This is a genomic window from Flavobacterium sp. LB2P53, assembly GCF_003970305.1.
In the GTDB taxonomy this organism is placed as follows: domain Bacteria; phylum Bacteroidota; class Bacteroidia; order Flavobacteriales; family Flavobacteriaceae; genus Flavobacterium.
In genome coordinates, this window is record NZ_RYDG01000001.1 from 236,049 (window position 1) to 255,507 (window position 19,459).

The window sequence follows — 19,459 nt, forward strand, 5'->3', positions numbered from 1 at the left end:
GACTAATTGAGGATTGCAAACGTACGTTAAAAATCAAGCCAGAAACCACTTTTTAACAAAGTTTATTCTAACTCTAACGAAAAAAGTGACAAAATATTGAGTAATAAACTTAAAAAAAATACCGTTTATATGTTAATTTTACTATTTTTGTTCAATTATCCTTCAGATTTATGTTCAAATTACTACCTATCACTTTATTATATTTCATATTCTCTAGTTTGAATGCACAAAGTCAAAAAAAAACGCTTCAGGCAAAACCCACCACAGAAAACATTATAATTGACGGAAGATTTAATGAGGAAATATGGAAAACCGCCGCAGTAGCTTCGGATTTTATCATGTTTGAGCCTGATAATGGCAAACCAATCAGTGCGGATAAAAAAACAGAGGTGAAAATATTGTATGACAATAATGCCATTTACATCTCAGCACTGCTATATGATGACGAACCTGATAAAATTCAGAAAGAAATTACGAATAGAGATATTTTTGGCGTTTCCGATCATTTTTCCGTCTATATCAACGGATTCAATGATGGCCAGCAAGATTTTCGTTTTTTTGTAAGTGCGGCAGGCGTACAAATGGACTGTATAGCAACGGAAGATTTTGAAGATTTTAGTTGGGATGCCATTTGGGACAGCCAAGTAACGCTCACTGAATTTGGCTGGACTGTAGAAATGAAGATTCCCTACGCCGCTTTACGATTTTCCAAAGCGGACAAACAAATCTGGGGGTTAAACTTTATGCGGGAAATCAAGCGCGACGTACAAAAATATACCTGGAATAGGATTGATACTAAAATTGGAGCCGTAATTCCGCAAGCGGGAATCCTGCAGGGAATTGAAAATATAAAGACACCGACACGACTTTTTTTGATTCCGTATTCATCGGCGTATTACCAACAAAGTGCGATAGGCTCCGGCATTACTTTAAAAGCGGGCTTGGATATCAAATACGGCATCAATGATTCCTTTACATTAGATGCTATTTTGGTACCTGACTTTGGTCAGACAAAATTTGATAATGCTATATTATATCTAGAACCATTTGAGCAACAATTAGAAGAAAACCGGCCTTTTTTTACAGAGGGAACCGATCTTTTTAACAAAGGTGGTTTGTTTTATTCCAGACGAATTGGCGGAGGATCCACTACAGAATTACTCCTTGATAATCAAGAAGAAATAACAAATTATCCCAGCACCGTAAACTTACTGAATGCCGTAAAAATATCCGGCCGAACCGAGAAAGGATTGGGAATTGGATTCCTGAATGCCGTTACGGAAAAGACTAAAGCTACTATTTTAAACAACGACACCGGCCAAATTAGAAAAGAAGTAATTGAACCTTTGACTAATTATAATCTGTTTGTAGTGGATCAACGTTTTAACCAAAACTCATCTGTTTCTTTTATAAATGCAAACACCACCAGAAATGGCGATTTCAGAGATGCAAATACCTCTGCATTGTTATTTGATTTGAATACAAAAGCCAATACCTATAGTTTGTATGGCGATTTCAAATACAGTTCCATCAAAACGACTGAAGATTACGACGGATTTAAAACAGAAATAGGTTTTGCCAAAACGAGTGGGAAATATCGGTATGGATTTTCTGGAAAATACGTCTCCGAAAACTATGACATCAATGATTTAGGAATCAATTTTTATTCTAATTACCACAATGCCTATGCAAATGGAAGCTACAGAATTGTAAATCCGACAAAACTATTTAATACCTTCAGAATCAATCAATATGTCAATTTTGAAATAGACAACACCTCCGGTAAGTTACAGACTGGTGCTTTTGGAACAGAAACTAAGGCCACAACATTAAATAACGACGCTTTAGAATTTGTAGTAGAGTTTTCTCCATTGAAAACCTATGATTTTTATGAACCACGAGAATATGGCAAATATGTATTTCTCCCGGAAAAAGTTTTTGCAGCAGTAAATTTCACGTCTAACGACAACAATCCTTTTACATTAGTACTCCAGCCTTCCTTCACAAAATACAATGAAAAGAACCGAAACGTTTATGGGTTGTATATAAGTCCAAAATACCGATTTAACGACAGGCTTTCCATTACCTACATATTGGATTATTTTAATAAAACCAATGATCGTGGCTGGGTAGACTCAGGCCCTACGGGGATAATTTTTGCAGAACGCAGCAGAGAAACTGCCCAAAATGATTTTACCGGAAAATATGCGATCAACAATAGAATGACTGTAAACCTAACCGCACGCTATTATTGGTCCTATTCAAAAAATCATAAATTCCTTACCTTACAAAACTCCGGTTATTTGACTCCAAACAATACCTACGCACAAAATAAAGACAGGAATTTTAATTCTTGGAACTTCGATTTATCCTATTCCTGGTGGTTTGCTCCAGGAAGTGAAATCTCTGTTTTGTACCGGAATTTTGGTATAGAAAGAACAGATATGGTGGAAAAAGATTTGTCTGCAAATCTTAAAAATATATTCAACAGTGACCTGACCAATGTGCTTTCTATTAGCATCCGCTATTTCATAGACTACAATGTGATCAAAAATAAATTTTAATTTTTTTGAATCAAACTGTAACATTCCACTGAAAAGAAAGTCTAGTAGAATAAACTATTGTGTGAATTGGTGCATTTTCACTTTGAAACTATTTTAGTTTTTCTAATTTTGTTGCAACCATTGAACTATTTCATGAAGAATTCTTTCTTATTTTGTTTTTTAGCACTCTCTTTTATTGGCTACAGCCAAAAAAAAGTATTACACACTAAATTTATTTCGGATAAAATTACTATCGATGGAAACCTAAATGAAGCGACATGGCAATCCGCAGCAATAGCTACTGATTTTATCATGTTTGAACCTGATAACGGCAAAAAAATTCCTGACAATAAAAGGACAGAGGTTCGCATAGTGTACGATAATGATGCCCTGTATATTGGCGCAACTATGTATGATGAAAATCCTGATAAAATCCTGAGAGAAATTACCCAAAGAGATAATTTTGGCACTACTGATCTTTTTGGCGTTTTTATAAATGGTTTTAATGATGGGCAACAAGATTTTCAATTTTTTGTCAATGCAGCAGACGGTCAGGCTGATTGCATCACTACAGATACCAATGGCGAAGATTATTCCTGGGATGCCGTATGGAATAGCAAAGCAGTAATTACGAAAAAAGGCTGGATTGTAGAAATGCGAATTCCCTATGCAGCCTTGCGTTTTTCGGGAGAAAAGAAACAAACTTGGGGACTTAATTTCTTTAGGGAAATACGACGAGACCGTCATAAATACACTTGGAATTTCATCGATTCTAAATTAGGCACCTTTACCCAGCAAACCGGAATTCTGGAAGGAATTGAAAATATAAAACCACCTACCCGACTCTTTCTTTTGCCGTATTCTTCCTTTTATGTAAATGCAAACAGCCAAGAAAAAACTATCGGGACACTCAAAGGCGGATTGGATTTGAAGTACGGAATAAATGATGCTTTTACTCTGGACATGATCCTTGTGCCTGATTTTGGACAAACAAAATTTGATGATAAAATTCTAAATCTCGGTCCTTTTGAACAGCAATTCAACGAAAACAGACCTTTTTTTACAGAGGGAACGGATTTGTTCAGCAAAGGCAATCTACTATATTCCAGACGGATTGGGGGAACGCCCTCCTACAAACTAAATAAAAATGAATCGTTTGCGGAAGCCCCAAATATTAGTCTTATTAATGCCTTTAAAATTTCGGGACGAACTAAAGACGGATTAGGAATAGGAATTTTGAACGCTGTTACTAAAAATACCCCAACGACTATTTTCAACAATGAAAGCAGGGCATTAAGAACTGAACTTGAACCTCTGGCTAACTATAGTGTATTGGTTTTAGACCAGCGCTTTCGCAAAAACTCCTCAGTTGCATTTGTAAACACCAATGTAACTCGGAACGGACATTTTCGTGATGGGAATGTTACGGCATTAGTTTGGGATTTGAATACAAAAAAGAACACCTACAACATTTCGGGAGATTTTAAGTACAGTTACATAAATGATACCGAAGAGAAAACAGGGATTAACTCCCAATTGAATTTCTCTGAAACCAGCGGAAAATTTCGTTACGGGCTGGGCGCTGATATCACAACTAAAAATTTCGACAACAATGATTTAGGAATCAATTTCGAGACTAATTATTATAGCATTTATGGCAATTCCAGTTATCGAATATTGAATCCAACGAAGTATTTCAACACTTTTAATGCTCGAATAAATATGTATTCCCAATTTCAAAAAGAAACTGGCAAAGTGCAGTCCAGCAACATCAGCTTTCAGATTAACTCAAATAACAAAAAAAATCATTATTTTGGAATGGGAATTGATGCCAATCCATTAGAAACATTTGATTATTATGAACCCAGATCGGCAGATCGATTTGTAATAAAACCAACCAAAATTGGTGGCTTTATTTATCTTTCTTCAAATTATAATAATCCATTTGCAATTAATTTTAACCCTTCATTTGCAATTTTTGATGAAACCGGAAGAAACTCTTATGGGTTTTCTTTAGGTCCGAGATACCGATTTAGCGATAAAATATCTTTGAATTACAATTTCAACTTTTTGAGACAAAACAATAACAAAGGATATGTAGACAGTGTGAATGACGACATGAATGCAACCACACCAAACACAATTGTTTTTGCCAATAGAAATGTAATTACGTATTCTAATACTCTTTCAGGGAAATATTCATTAAACAGTCAGATGACTTTTAATCTCTCAATACGTCAATACTGGTCGTATGCTGAAAACAAAAACGCATTGTCATTGCAACAAAACGGCAGATTGGCTAATTTCATGGCCTACACTAGCAATAAAAATTCCAGTTTTTACTCCTGGAATACGGATTTATCCTATTCCTGGTGGTTTGCCCCCGGTAGCCAAGTGTCCGTTCTCTATCGAAATAATGCAGCTGCATTTGAAAGAAATATTAATAAAGAATTTGGTGAGAATGTGACTAATTTATTGAACAACGAAGCACTAAGTCATGTTTTTTCGATAAGCATTCGCTATTTTATAGATTACAATGAGGTTAAGAACAAATTCTAAAATACGTTTATTTCAAAAAAGTCCCTTTTCTATAGCAAAATAATCATTATTTGCAGGTGATCCCCTTAGAATGAATAATAGTGTTTTTGATTCATTCGAACCTTTTTAGAAATGTTTTATCTTTGTTTAAAATAAATTTCCATGAACAAAAAAGTAATTCTTATGATTCTGGATGGTTGGGGAAAATCTCCTGACCCAAAAGTTTCTGCAATCGACAATGCCAATATCCCTTTTATTAATAGCCTATATAAAAATTACCCCAGTGCTCAACTACGAACTGACGGTTTAAATGTTGGACTTCCTGAAGGCCAAATGGGAAACAGTGAAGTAGGACACATGAATCTTGGAGCAGGTAGAATTATATATCAGGATTTAGCTAAGATTAACCTTGCTGTTGCAAATGAAACTTTAGCAAAGGAGCCCGTTTTAGTTGATGCTTTTACGTATGCCAGAACACACAATAGAAAAGTACATTTTTTAGGCCTGGTTTCTGATGGTGGTGTACACTCTCACACCTCTCATTTGCGCGGTTTGATTGATGCTACACAACAACACGGATTACAAAAAGTTTTCGTTCATGCCTTTACGGACGGTCGCGATGTGGATCCAAAATCCGGTACACATTACATTCAGGATTTACAGAATTATATGGCGAATACTACTGTAAAACTGGCTTCGGTTGTGGGACGCTATTATGCAATGGATCGGGACAAACGCTGGGAAAGAGTAAAACTAGCTTACGATTTATTGGTAAACGGAATTGGAACATCTACTACAAATGCAGTAGCTTCTATCCAAGAAAGCTATGAAGTCAATGTAACGGATGAATTTATTCACCCAACAGTTATGGTGGATGAACTAGGCAAACCTGTAGCAACCATAGAAGATGATGATGTGGTTATTTTCTTTAATTTCAGAACGGATAGAGGAAGAGAACTAACCGAAATATTGACACAAATAGATTGTCATGAGCAAAACATGCACAAACTCAATTTGTATTATGTGACGCTAACCAATTATGATGAAACTTACAAAAACATAAAAGTCGTATATAACAAAGATAATATCACGGAAACCCTTGGGGAAGTTTTAGAAAAAGCCCATAAAAAGCAAATTCGTATTGCCGAAACGGAGAAATATCCACACGTGACTTTCTTCTTTTCTGGCGGGAGAGAACAGCCTTTTCTTGGCGAAAGCCGCATCCTGAAAAACTCTCCAAAGGTAGCCACGTATGATTTACAACCGGAAATGAGTGCCTTTGAATTAACAGAATCTTTAGTTTGTGAACTAGAGAAAGAAGAGGTAGATTTTGTTTGCCTAAATTTTGCCAATGGGGATATGGTAGGACACACCGGAATTATGAGTGCTGCCATACAAGCCTGTGAAGCCGTTGATAAATGCGTAGCAAAAGTAATCACAACTGCATTAGCGCATAATTACACTACCATTGTCATTGCAGATCACGGGAACTGTGAAACGATGATCAATCCTGATGGAAGTCCAAACACCGCACATACAACTAATCCCGTTCCCATTATTTTAGTAGACAACGACTTGAAAACCATTCATGATGGAGTTCTTGGCGACATTGCTCCAACAATCTTGGAATTAATGGGTGTGGAAAAACCTGCTGTTATGACCTGTCATTCCTTACTTTAAGGATACTAAGTAAGTCGAAAGTTTAAAAGTCGTAAAGTCAAAAGAATTAACTTTAAGCAAAACAGCTTTAAATCAGATTGTTACATAATTTTATCCTGATTTTAAAATACGCCATTATACCATGGTTATTACTTACATAAAAATGTCCCAATAAAAAACTACTTGATTCAAGTAGTTTTTTTTTACAAAAAAAAGTTAAATACTTTTATGTTTGATAGCGTTACTATTATATTTGCAAACAAGAAACAATCACTAACAAGAAAGCATGAATTCTACTGTACTTGTGTTCAATAGCAAATAAAAGACGGGTAATAACCCTACGAATCAAACTAAATTCAAACACAATGAAAATATTTTACACAATCACCCTTTTTTTAATGACCCAAATAAGTATTGGGCAAATCGTTGATTCGATTCAAATCAAAAAAGAGTTCACTAATATAGAACAGGCTTTAAAGGAGCCCGAGAAAGTGTTCCGCCTAAATTTGAGTAATCAAACCTTAAAATTGGACAGCCTTAACTGGTCAAAATTCATAAATCTTGAGTACTTAAGTTTGAAAAATGATCATTTAACGGTAATTCCAAAAGAAATAACACTACTAAAAAAACTTAAAGTACTAGAATTAAGCGGAAATGATTTTTCAGTATTGCCAGAAGATTTTTGGAAGTTAAAAAGCTTAGAAGAACTTTTTTTAAACGATGAAACAAATTTAAATTTAGAGGCGAATATAGAAATAATGAGCAAAATGAAATCTTTACGAATATTACATTTAGAAAATGACAATTTAAACAATATGCCATCATCCATCAGTAGTTTAAAAAATTTAGAATTTTTATATTTGAACAACAATCAATTTAAAGAAATTCCAAAAGAAATCAAACAATTAAAACACTTACAATTGCTAGAAATAAAAGATAATAAAATCATGGTTCCAGAGCGGTCTACAGAAAATTTAAATTTTGGTTTTAGAGTAAATCTATAAGACAGGCACAAAAAGATAGAGTAGCAACCATTCACTGACTGGACGTTTTAGCATGGTGGCCGTATTAAAACGAGTAGTTGCTACATTTTTATTTGTTTTTAACAAAAGTAAAGAACTTGGGCAGTACAAAAAACGACTAGATCTATTGCAATTTATTCAGTTCGTCTGAATGATCCTGCTAATTATGGTGCGCTAAGCATCCGCTTTAACCAAATATAGGATCTGAAATTAAAGAAATTATCCCTAGAAATTAGAGAATAAATGTATCTAAATTCAATGCTTACAATATATTTAGTAAAACACTTTTTTATAGCTGGTAATGCTACTATATTTATATAAAATTTCAATAAAATGAATACGGTTCTCTCCAATTTAAAAATACAAATCAACGAAAAAATCTATGTAAAGGATCCTGAGACATCAGCTTTAGGAAAAAAAATCATAGAGCAAAGTATCCTTTTAATCCATGAGATTGGCTTTGATAATTTTACTTTCAAGAAATTAGGAGAGAAAATCAAATCTAATGAAAGTTCCATCTATCGGTATTTTGAGAACAAACATAAATTACTGGTTTATTTATCGTCCTGGCATTGGAGTTGGATGGAATACAAGCTAGTTTTTGCAACCACAAATGTTTTGGATCCCAAAGAAAAACTCAGAAAAGCCATTACAATTGTTACTGAAAAAATAACGAATGACAATAGTGCCTTATACATTAACGAGGCCGTTCTAAATAAAATTATCATTTCAGAATTTACTAAAACGTTACATACCAAAGAAATCGATCAGGAAAACAAGGAAGGTTTTTTCTTGATTTACAAAAGAGTAATCAATAGAATTGTGGCTATTGTAAAAGAAGTAAATCCGGAATACCCCTTTTCAAAATCCCTAATTTCAACAATTGTTGAAGGAAGTTTGCACCAACATTTTTTAATGGATCATTTAAAAACCATCACAGATTGTACTGATTCTGAGAGCACCACTGATTTTTATCAAAATCTTGCAGAAAAAGTTTTAAGTTAAAAAAAAAAAAAAAAAACACTCCCATTATGACTCCCTTAAAACGATTTTACAATCTACTTGAATTAGATAAAAAAGACGTCTATCAAATATTTTTTTACGCCATTTTTGCCGGACTACTCAGTTTGTCCCTTCCACTGGGAATACAGGCAATTACAAATTTTATCCAATCCGGAAGAGTTAGCGCATCATGGATTGTGCTAATCATTTTAGTCATTTTTGGTGTGGCATTAGTGGGTATTTTATCCATCATGCAATTGCGGATTACGGAAAACTTACAACAAAAAATATTTGTACGTTCCTCTTTTGAGTTTGCTGCACGACTGCCTAAAATAAAATCAAAAGAATTATACTACAGCTATCCGCCGGAGCTAGCCAATCGTTTCTTTGACACAATGATAATTCAAAAAGGGACTTCAAAGTTACTAACTGATTTCTCTGCAGCATTGTTACAAATTGTTTTCGGGATAATATTATTGTCCTTATACCATCCTTACTTTATCATATTTGGTGTTTTACTGCTTGCATTGCTGTATTTTATTTTTAAATTTTCTTTTAAATCCGGACTGGAAACGAGCTTAAAAGAATCTAAATTCAAATACAAGGTAGCGAGTTGGCTACAAGAAATAGCTCGCAATAATTTTAGTTTTAGAAACGAGCTAAATTATGATTTTGCTTTAAAAAAAACCAACATGATTGTAACCGATTACCTGGTGTATCGAGATAAACATTTTAATGTGATCAAAAAACAATTTACGCATTTGATTATTTTCAAAGTCATCATTACCGGAAGTTTACTATCCATCGGTGGATTCTTAGTTTTATCTCAACAAATGAATATTGGCCAATTTGTAGCTGCTGAAATTATTATTTTATTAGTTATCAATTCCGTCGAAAAAATAATTATTGGATTGGAAACTTTTTATGACGTACTCACATCTATTGAAAAAATTGGAGAGGTAACGGACTTAGAATTAGAAAATTCTTCCATTGTTAACAGTGACATCTGTTACAATAAAATCTCAATGGAAATAGAAAACCTTACATTCAAATTTCCAGATTCAGAAAAAGAAATTTTAAACTCTATTTCATTAAAAATAGAACAAGGAGACCGAATTGTAATAAATGGAGAAAATGGCTCTGGAAAAACAACTTTAATTAGGATATTATCCGGCTTATTGCAGCCTACCAGCGGTTCCTTTTATGTAAATGACGATACTTTTCGTAAAATAAACATAAAACAATACCTCTCGCAAATAGGAAGTGTCATTTATGGAGAGAAACCTTTTGAGGGAACCTTGCAAGAAAATATTACTTTTAACGATCCTTCCGTCAGTTCCGAAGATATAAAATGGGCGGTAGACGGAGTACAACTCACCTCTTTTATCAAATTGTTCCCTAAAGGATTAGACACCCGAATTTACCCAGAAGGACGACAATTATCCTCGTCTAACGCGCAAAAAGTACTATTAGCCAGAAGCATCATTCACAAACCCAAAATACTTTTTTACGAAGACCCAACTGACACCATGGATGAAAAAGTAGCTAATGAAATTATAGATTTTATTACATCCGATAAAAATAAATGGACGATTATCGTATCCTCAAAAAACCCGTATTGGGAAACCAAATGCAATCGAAAAATCACGATGAAAAATGGGCATATTCAACTTGATTTAAAAAAATAATTAGTCATGCTAAACATTTCAGACAACAAAATAAAACTGCAACAGCTAGACCAATACGAAGCGGTCAAAAATCTAACAAACAGGCCGCATTATAAAATTTTAAATAAAATTATAGCGGGTGTTTCCATAATTGGTATAATTGCACTTTTCTTGCCATGGACTCAAAATATTTCTGGTACTGGAGCTGTTACCACCTTAAAACCAAGTCAAAGACCACAATCTATCCAAAGTATAATCTCCGGTCGAATTGAAAAATGGTACGTTCAGGAAGGCGATTTTGTCAAGAAAGGCGACACCATACTCTTTATCTCAGAGATCAAAGAAGATTATATGGATCCGAATTTAGTGCAAAATACCAAAAGTCAGATCGATGCCAAAAAACAATCTTTGCAATCTTATGGGTCTAAAGTAAGCACGCTTTTAGAACAAATTCAAGCCATTGAAAGGGAGAAAGTCTTAAAACTAGAACAAGCACAAAACAAAATAAAACAATCGGTTTTAAAAATAGAAAGTGACAGTATGGATCTTGTGGCGGTAAAAACCCAACTAAAAATTGCAACTACACAATACAATCGATCCGTACAATTGAACAAAGAAGGCTTGAAACCGCTAACTGATATTGAAGAAAAAAGATTAAAACTGCAGGAAGTTGAAGCTAAAATCATCACTCAAGAAAACAAGTACTTAATCAGTAAAAACGAGTTGATCAATGCAAAAGTAGAAATAAACCGAATAAGTGCGGAATATACCGAAAAAGTTTCTAAAGCAAATAGTGAGAAATTCACAGCGCTCAGCAGCCAGTTTGAAACAGATGTTCAAGTCTCTAAACTGGAGAATCTATACGCAAACTACAGCATCCGTAATGGAATGTATTACATCAAAGCATCCCAAAACGGCTATATCAACAGGGCCTTGCAATCCGGACTTGGGGAAACAGTGAAAGAAGGCACTCCAATAGCCACTATCATGCCCTCAGATTATGATATCGCTGTGGAAACATTTGTAAATCCAATCGATTTGCCATTATTAGCGAAAGGTGAAAAAGTACGCGTTTGGTTTGATGGATGGCCTACTATTGTTTTTTCAGGATGGCCTAATATGTCTTACGGAACTTTTGGAGGTGAAATTGTAGCTATTGAAAATTTCATTAGCGTCAATGGAAAATACCGAGTTTTGATTGCTCCAGATAAAAACGAAGATAAATGGCCTGTTCAATTAAGTATTGGTGCTGGTGCGCAAACAATCGCTTTATTGGACAATGTTCCTGTATGGTTCGAGCTGTGGAGAACCTTAAACGGATTTCCGCCTAATTATTACAAACCTTCGCCTACAATAACAACAGAAAAAAAATAATGAAACAGATATTTTTAGCATTTTTATTCTTCGGGCTTTCTGCGGGTGCTCAAGAAAAAATATCCAACGAACTGACCTTTACTGAATTTCTGGGGTATGTAAAAAAGTACCATCCCTTAGTGAAAAATGCCAATTTAGAAATCAGTAAATCCCAAGCTAATTTGATGATGGCCCGTGGTGGTTTTGACCCAAAAATTGAAGTTGATTTCAGTGAAAAACAATTCAAAGGCAGCGAATATTATTCCATTTTAAACAGCAGTTTCAAAATACCCACATGGTATGGCATCGAGATTAAAGCGGGCTTCGATAATAGTGAAGGTGTGTACTTGAATCCCCAAAACACGCTTCCCAATCAAGGATTAACTTCGCTAGGAGTGACCATTCCGCTTGGGCAAGGTTTGTTTATAAATCAAAGGATGGCTGATGTTCGAAAAGCCAAAATGCAAATGCAACTGAGTCTGGCAGAACGAAAACTGCAGGCCATTGTGGTTTTATATGATGCTTCACTGGCGTATTTCAATTGGAAAAAAAACTTCAACGAAGTTGCCTTGTACCAGGAATACAACCAGAATGCACAAATTCGTTTCAAAGGAATTCAATCGTTAATCATTCAAGGGGACAAACCCTCCATTGATAGTGTTGAAGCAGGAATTATTGTAAAAAACAGAAAGCTGAGCCTGGAAGATTCGAACCTAAAATTGGCTAAAGCCAAGTTAGAACTGGCAACTTTTCTTTGGCTAGAAAACAACATTCCGCTGGAATTATCCGATGCCTTAATTCCTGAAATACAATTAGAATTTACCATTCAGGAAAGTTTAAAAACCAATGCCTTATTGAATTCAGATTTCTCCATCACCAATCACCCCAAAATAAATGCATTGCAAAGCAAAATTGATATGCTGAATGTGGAACGAAAACTAAAAGCCAACATGCTTTTGCCTAAAATTGATGTGGGGTACTCTTATATTTCAGAACCCAGTTATATTGACAACTATCAATTTGAGGATTATAAAATTGGATTGGATTTCTATTTTCCTTTATTTCTTAGAAAAGAACGCGGTAGTTTGAAACTGGCAAAATACAAAGTACAGGAATCTGAATTTGTATTGGATTTGGAAAAAGTGCAGTTGACTAATAAAATCAATGCCCAAAAACTAGAAATCAAATCACTCTTAAAACAACAGGAGTTAATCAAAGATTTAGTGCAAGACAATCTCATCATGCTAAATTCAGAGGAACGTTTGTTCTCTTTTGGTGAAAGCTCGTTGTTTTTAATCAATATCCGGGAAAATAATTTAGTTACGGCACAACTTTCGAAAATAGCATTAGAAAACCGTTTTTACATCTCTAATTCGGACCTTTTTAAAATCATGGCCAATCCGGATTAAATACTTATAAAATTGTATTTTTGCAACTTGAAAAAATGAAATTATGATTATTATAAAATCCCGTGAAGAAATAGAATTAATGCGCGAAAGTGCGCTGATCGTATCAAAAACATTAGGAATGATTGCTTCTGAAATCAAAGAAGGAGTGACCACATTATACCTGGATAAATTAGCCGAAACCTTCATTCGCGACCATGGAGCTGAACCAAGTTTTCTTGGCTTATATGGTTTTCCAAACTCCCTTTGCATGAGTCCAAACGCACAAGTAGTCCATGGAATTCCAAATAACAAACCATTAGAAAGCGGGGATGTAATCTCGGTAGATTGTGGAGCTTACAAAAATGGATACCATGGCGATCATGCGTACTCTTTTGAAATTGGCGAAGTGGCTCCGGAAACTAAAAAACTATTACAGATAACCAAAGAATCTTTATATGTAGGAATCCGAGAATTTAAAATAGGAAACCGCGTGGAAGATGTGGGCAATGCCATTCAAAAATATACCGAATCATATGGATACGGTGTCGTACGGGAATTAGTGGGTCATGGCGTAGGACAAAAAATGCATGAAGATCCTGAGATGCCTAATTATGGCAAAAAAGGAAGAGGCAAACTTTTTGTAGAAGGGATGGTTGTTGCCATTGAGCCGATGATTAACATGGGTACTAGAAACATCAAGCAACACAAAGACGGCTGGACAATCACGACAGCTGACGGAAAACCAAGTGCCCATTTTGAACACGACGTAGCCATTATCGATGGGAAACCAGAAATTTTATCCACTTTTGCTTATGTTTATAAATCGTTAGGAATTGTAAGTACAGAAGAAAATGAGTTTAGACGAGAGCCTTTAGTATTGTAAAGCATTTCACAAAGATTCACAAAGTAAACTCAAAGATTCACAAAAATTTAAGTCCTAAATTATTTATAAATGACAAACGAAGAATTTATAGAGATCTCTGAAGATTTACAAGCAATTTCTTATAAAGTAATTGGTCTAGCTATTGAAGTTCATCGTCAGCTTGGTCCGGGACTTTTGGAATCAACCTATCAAGAATGTCTTTTTTATGAAATCAAAAAAGCAGGTTTGCAGGTAGAAAAGGAGATAACGCTTCCTATAATATACAAGGAAATAAAACTTAATCAAGGATATAGAATTGACCTACTAGTAGAGAACAAGTTAGTTATTGAATTGAAAACAGTTGAAAATTATACTTCCGTACATTTTGCACAAATACTTACCTATTTAAAGCTTGGAAATTATCCGTTGGGATTACTAATAAATTACAATAGTAAAATTTTAAAAAACAATATAAAACGATTTATAAATACAACTTCAGATTCTTAAAAAAAACTTAGTGAATCTTTGAGTTTACTTTGCGAATCTTTGTGAAACAACAATGAAAAAACTCTTTAAACTTATACTCAATACCATTCCCCGTCCATTACTTATTCGTTTAAGCTATGTTGCTAGGCCAGTTTTGGCATTGGCTTTGAAAGGGAATTCCTTTACAGATCCAATTGACGGAAGAAGCTTTAAAACTTTTTTACCTTACGGTTACGGAACACAAAGAAACAATGTGCTTTCACCAAGTACCCTTTCATTAGAGAGACACCGTTTATTATGGTTGTACTTAAATGAAAAAACTGATTTTTTTACGTCTCCAAAAAAAGTTTTACATTTTGCACCGGAACAAGCTTTTTATAAACTGTTTCGAAACCAGAAAAATCTAGATTACACGACAACCGATTTGTTTTCACCGTTAGCAGATGTGAAAGCAGATATTTGTAATTTACCTTTTGAGGACAATCAATACGATGTTATTCTGTGCAATCATGTTTTAGAACACATTCCGGATGATACCAAAGCAATGCAGGAACTGTATCGGGTTTTGAAACCGGGCGGAATGGCAATTTTACAAATTCCACAGGATTTATCCAGAGCCACCACTTTTGCAGATGATTCTATTACGGATCAAAAAGAACGTGCTAAAATATTTGGTCAATACGATCATGTCCGTATTTATGGCCGTGATTATTTTGATAAATTACGAAGTATCGGCTTCAAAGTAATCGAAGAAGAGTATACTAATAAAATTGCACCTGAATTAGTAGAAAAATATTGTTTGGCCAAAGGGGAAATTATCCCGGTTTGTTTCAAATAATTCAAAGTATAAATTTACACCATAAAAAAACCTGCTAAAGTTACTTTTTAGCAGGTTTTTAGTTTATTAGTGCGTCAGTTTATTTTTTTCATAAGCCGTTTATTTGTAATAAAAATAATCAGTTAGTCTTTAAGACCGGAACGAATTAAAACGATTTTGACAGCTATTACTTTCGAAATAATTAATGTAAAAACTAGATGAAGCAAAGACAAAAGGTAATTGCTATATTTACACAATCTTACGTTTTATAAAATGGAAAACCCTTTGCTCAAAATAGCCGCTTTTATGCTTACTGCATTTTATTCCTGCGTTTCTTTGGCACAAATAGAAAAAGAAGTTGCTCCGCCATACCACATTAAAACCATTTCATTTGTTCAAAATGACCAAACTATAATTCCAATTTTAAAACTAGGCGAAGGATTTCAATTGCAATTTGATGATCTTTTTGGCAATGAAGCCAATTATTATTACGAAATAATTCATTGCGATTACAGCTGGAATCCAACGGCAATACCTAAAAACGAATATTTAGAGGGTTTTGACAACCAAAGAATTCAGGAGTACACCAACTCTTTTAATACTTTACAAATCTATTCGCATTACAAATTAGCCATTCCAAATCAATTTACGCTCCAATTAAAAATCAGCGGAAATTACATGATAAAGGTTTTAGATGAAAATAAAGACATCCTGTTTTCGAGAAAATTTATTTTATACGAAGATCTGGTCACGGTTCCCATTCAAGTCAAACGAGCACGAACAATCAGCACTATCGAATTGAAACACAATTTAGATTTTGCGATTAAATCCAATTCCATTGTTTTCCAAACTCCGTTGCGGAATGTCAAACTGTTATTACTTCAAAACGGACAACTAAATAGCGGTATAAAAAATATAATTCCGCAGTATACGATAGGAAATGATTTGATCTACAAATACGATACTGAAACGCAGTTTTGGGCGGGAAATGAGTTTTTGTTTTTCGAAAATAAAGACATCAGAGCCGCAAACAACAACATTGGTCGGGTAGACTTTGACACCCCTATTTATGGTTCTTTTTTATACACTAATGCTGCTAGAGCCAATTTTCCGTATTCTTTTACCCAAGATGTTAATGGGGCTTTTGTAGTCAAGAATATAAGCGCTGCTGACAGCGAATTCGAAGCGGATTATGCCTGGGTCTATTTCAGTCTTTCGGCCCCCACTTTCAGAATGAATAAAAATATTTATGTTGCCGGTATGTTCAATAACTACGCATTAATCCCTGAATATAAGATGGACTATAATCCTAAAAAAGGGCTTTATGAAAAGGCTATTTTAATAAAACAAGGGTTCACAAACTTTCAATACCTTGTTGCGGATGACAAAGGAGTTCTTGATCCGGAAAATGCGATAGATGGCAATTTTTATCAAACAGAAAATGAATATACCATAGTAGTCTATTACAGAGAAAACATAGGTCGTTATGACAGGGCTGTGGGCAAAGGAATGGCAAATTCAATAAACACCATCAATTAAAAAAACTTTCATAAAATTCAACAAAACGATACCCTTTTTTTGTAAATTTGTTAGTACTAAACTCCTACACACCCATTTAATATGGTTTCTCAAATAACAAGAGGTATAAAAATTTCAGTATTGACTAGTTTTGAAGGTACGTACGTTAAGAACTACAAGCTTCATTTTGCATTTAGTTATGAAATTACTATTGAAAACCACAGTAAAGATTCCGTTCAATTGATCTCGCGTCATTGGGAAATTTATGATTCCTTAAATGATATCGAAATTGTTGATGGCGAAGGGGTAATTGGGAAAAAGCCTGTTTTAAAACCTGGCGAATTTCACACCTATAGTTCCGGTTGTCTATTATCATCCCCTTATGGTGCGATGAAAGGGTATTTTAACATGATTAATTTTACCTCAACAAAAAACTTCAAAGTCATTGTACCTACCTTCCGATTGTGTGCTCCCTTTGCTTTAAATTAATTTTTTTCGCTTAAAATATTCCTTTTTCTTATTCCTATTTTATCAATTTTAAAATTATCCTTTGTACTTTTGCAGTACAGTAATTTTTTGATAAAATATCGAGTAATTTATTTTTTAATTTTCTAATCTTAATCTCTTCAAACAGATTATCAAATTACAATATCATGCTAAAAGGATTTTTTCATGCGCCAAAAGCAGTAAACGAACCAGTAAAAGGGTATGCGCCAAATTCACCTGAAAAAGCCGCCGTACAAGCCGCTTATACTAAAATGTGGAATTCTAAAATTGACGTACCATTATATATAGGAAGCGAAGAAATTAGAACAGGGAATACCAAAACAATGTCAGCGCCTCATGACCACAAACATAGTGTAGGAACGTATCATCTTGCCGAAAAATCACATATCGAGAAAGCTATTGCAAATGCATTAGAGTCAAGAACAGCTTGGGCTAACATGGCTTGGGAACAGCGCGCAGCCATTTTCCTTAAAGCCGCTGAATTAATTGCTGGCCCTTACAGAGCCAGAATTAATGCCGCAACCATGATTGCTCAGTCTAAAAATGTTCATCAGGCCGAAATTGATGCGTCATGTGAGCTAATTGACTTTTTGCGTTTCAACGTAGAATTCATGACTCAAATATATGGAGACCAGCCGGCATCCACCTCAGATATGTGGAACCGTCTAGAGTACAGACCTCTTGAAGGATTTGTATATGCGATCACGCCTTTTAACTTTACTGCAATTGCCGCAAATCTTCCAGCAAGCGCCGCAATGATGGGGAACGTTGTAATCTGGAAACCAAGTGATAGTCAAGTTTTTTCTGCGCAAATTATAATCGAAGTGTTCAAAGAAGCTGGTGTTCCTGATGGAGTTATCAATGTAGTTTTTGGAGACCCTTTAATGATTACCGATACCATTCTGGCAAGTCGGGATTTTGCTGGAATTCACTTTACAGGTTCCACTCACGTATTCAAAGATATCTGGGCAAAAATTGGAACAAACATTCACCATTACAAAACGTACCCAAGAATCGTGGGGGAAACAGGCGGAAAAGATTTCATCATAGCGCATTCAAGCGCTAACCCTAAACAAGTTTCTACGGGAATTGTTCGAGGCGCATTTGAATTCCAAGGGCAAAAATGCTCTGCAGCCTCTAGATCTTATGTCCCACAAAGCTTATGGCCTGCTGTAAAAGAGCAAATTATTGCGGATGTAAAATCAATGAAAATGGGATCTCCAGAAGATTTTAGTAATTTTATTACTGCCGTTATTCATGAAGGCTCCTTTGATAAATTGGTCAGTTTTATAGACCAAGCCAAAAAAGATACTGATGCGGAGATTATCGTTGGTGGGAACTATGACAAATCAGTTGGATACTTTATTGAGCCAACGGTAATTGTAACGACTAATCCTCATTATACCACCATGGCAACTGAATTATTTGGACCAGTTATGACTATTTTTGTGTATGAAGATGCAAAATGGGAAGAAACACTAGAATTGGTAGATACAACGTCTGAATACGCATTAACAGGAGCCGTTTTCAGTCAGGACCGTTACGCCATTGAAGTGGCGACAGTGAAATTACAAAATGCTGCCGGTAACTTCTATATTAATGACAAACCAACGGGTGCCGTTGTAGGGCAACAACCTTTTGGCGGAGCAAGAGCTTCAGGAACCAATGACAAAGCAGGTTCTCCATTGAACTTATTGCGCTGGGCTTCTCCAAGAACAATCAAAGAAACTTTCGTTACTCCGGTAGATTACAGATACCCTTTCTTAGGAGAATAGCTATAATGAGGAATTCACCTCACCAAACAATGTATTTCATAAAAAATCCCAAGATTCAAAACAATTGAATCTTGGGATTTTTTTTAGGACTAAACGTTAACACCAAAAAAATGCTGTTATCCAATAAATACTTTTCCAAACTGATTGCCCCCTTTGAAAACTATTTATAAACCACCCCAATTACATCCTTTGGATTGTTTTTGTTACTTTATTAAAAAAGCGCAATGAAACTTTAGCGATTTTTGACTTCCCTTTTATTTTTCAGACAAATCGAATTCTATCTTTTCAAGAAAACAGACTGGCCTTTATCGAAAATAATTTC

At 34.8% G+C, this 19,459-nt stretch carries 14 protein-coding genes; all 14 read left to right on the forward strand.

What is annotated here, in order from left to right; genetic code table 11:
• Positions 1 to 170 precede the first annotated feature (170 nt).
• On the forward strand, positions 171 to 2,564 hold the full coding sequence (locus EKL95_RS01120; RefSeq protein ID WP_126563349.1) for a DUF5916 domain-containing protein: 2,394 nt from the start codon (positions 171 to 173) through the stop codon (positions 2,562 to 2,564).
• Positions 2,565 to 2,696: 132 nt separating this feature from the next.
• Positions 2,697 to 5,102 carry a DUF5916 domain-containing protein gene (locus tag EKL95_RS01125; protein WP_126563350.1) on the forward strand — a complete coding sequence of 802 codons (2,406 nt, stop codon included), beginning with the start codon at positions 2,697 to 2,699 and terminating at the stop codon, positions 5,100 to 5,102.
• A 141-nt stretch (positions 5,103 to 5,243) separates the two neighbouring features.
• The gene (gene gpmI / locus EKL95_RS01130; RefSeq protein ID WP_126563351.1) at positions 5,244 to 6,761 is read left to right on the forward strand and encodes a 2,3-bisphosphoglycerate-independent phosphoglycerate mutase; all 1,518 of its coding nucleotides are present in this window, start codon (positions 5,244 to 5,246) and stop codon (positions 6,759 to 6,761) included.
• Positions 6,762 to 7,105: 344 nt separating this feature from the next.
• Positions 7,106 to 7,744 carry a leucine-rich repeat domain-containing protein gene (locus tag EKL95_RS01135; RefSeq protein ID WP_126458839.1) on the forward strand — a complete coding sequence of 213 codons (639 nt, stop codon included), beginning with the start codon at positions 7,106 to 7,108 and terminating at the stop codon, positions 7,742 to 7,744.
• A gap of 351 nt (positions 7,745 to 8,095) precedes the next feature.
• Positions 8,096 to 8,767, forward strand: a complete 672-nt coding sequence (locus EKL95_RS01140; RefSeq protein ID WP_126458836.1) for a TetR/AcrR family transcriptional regulator — start codon at positions 8,096 to 8,098, stop codon at positions 8,765 to 8,767.
• Positions 8,768 to 8,793: 26 nt separating this feature from the next.
• Positions 8,794 to 10,452 carry a peptidase domain-containing ABC transporter gene (locus EKL95_RS01145; RefSeq protein ID WP_126458833.1) on the forward strand — a complete coding sequence of 553 codons (1,659 nt, stop codon included), beginning with the start codon at positions 8,794 to 8,796 and terminating at the stop codon, positions 10,450 to 10,452.
• Positions 10,453 to 10,458: 6 nt separating this feature from the next.
• Complete coding sequence (locus EKL95_RS01150) at positions 10,459 to 11,805, forward strand: HlyD family secretion protein (RefSeq protein WP_126458830.1); 1,347 nt, start codon at positions 10,459 to 10,461, stop codon at positions 11,803 to 11,805.
• Complete coding sequence (locus EKL95_RS01155) at positions 11,805 to 13,193, forward strand: TolC family protein (protein ID WP_126458827.1); 1,389 nt, start codon at positions 11,805 to 11,807, stop codon at positions 13,191 to 13,193. The genes EKL95_RS01150 and EKL95_RS01155 overlap by 1 nt, the downstream gene beginning before the upstream one ends.
• Before the next feature lie 43 nt (positions 13,194 to 13,236).
• A complete protein-coding gene (gene map, locus EKL95_RS01160) occupies positions 13,237 to 14,055 on the forward strand; it encodes a type I methionyl aminopeptidase (RefSeq protein ID WP_126563352.1) in 819 nt (272 codons plus the stop codon).
• A 69-nt stretch (positions 14,056 to 14,124) separates the two neighbouring features.
• Positions 14,125 to 14,541: a GxxExxY protein gene (locus EKL95_RS01165; protein ID WP_126554561.1), complete on the forward strand. Its 417-nt coding sequence runs from the start codon at positions 14,125 to 14,127 to the stop codon at positions 14,539 to 14,541.
• A gap of 52 nt (positions 14,542 to 14,593) precedes the next feature.
• On the forward strand, positions 14,594 to 15,358 hold the full coding sequence (locus EKL95_RS01170; RefSeq protein WP_126563353.1) for a class I SAM-dependent methyltransferase: 765 nt from the start codon (positions 14,594 to 14,596) through the stop codon (positions 15,356 to 15,358).
• Positions 15,359 to 15,610: 252 nt separating this feature from the next.
• A complete protein-coding gene (locus EKL95_RS01175) occupies positions 15,611 to 16,876 on the forward strand; it encodes a DUF5103 domain-containing protein (RefSeq protein WP_370274147.1) in 1,266 nt (421 codons plus the stop codon).
• An 81-nt stretch (positions 16,877 to 16,957) separates the two neighbouring features.
• Complete coding sequence (apaG, locus tag EKL95_RS01180; protein WP_126451805.1) at positions 16,958 to 17,344, forward strand: Co2+/Mg2+ efflux protein ApaG; 387 nt, start codon at positions 16,958 to 16,960, stop codon at positions 17,342 to 17,344.
• A 164-nt stretch (positions 17,345 to 17,508) separates the two neighbouring features.
• Positions 17,509 to 19,137 (forward strand): L-glutamate gamma-semialdehyde dehydrogenase, encoded by a 1,629-nt coding sequence (pruA, locus tag EKL95_RS01185; RefSeq protein ID WP_126458822.1) that lies wholly within the window; start codon positions 17,509 to 17,511, stop codon positions 19,135 to 19,137.
• Positions 19,138 to 19,459 lie beyond the last annotated feature (322 nt).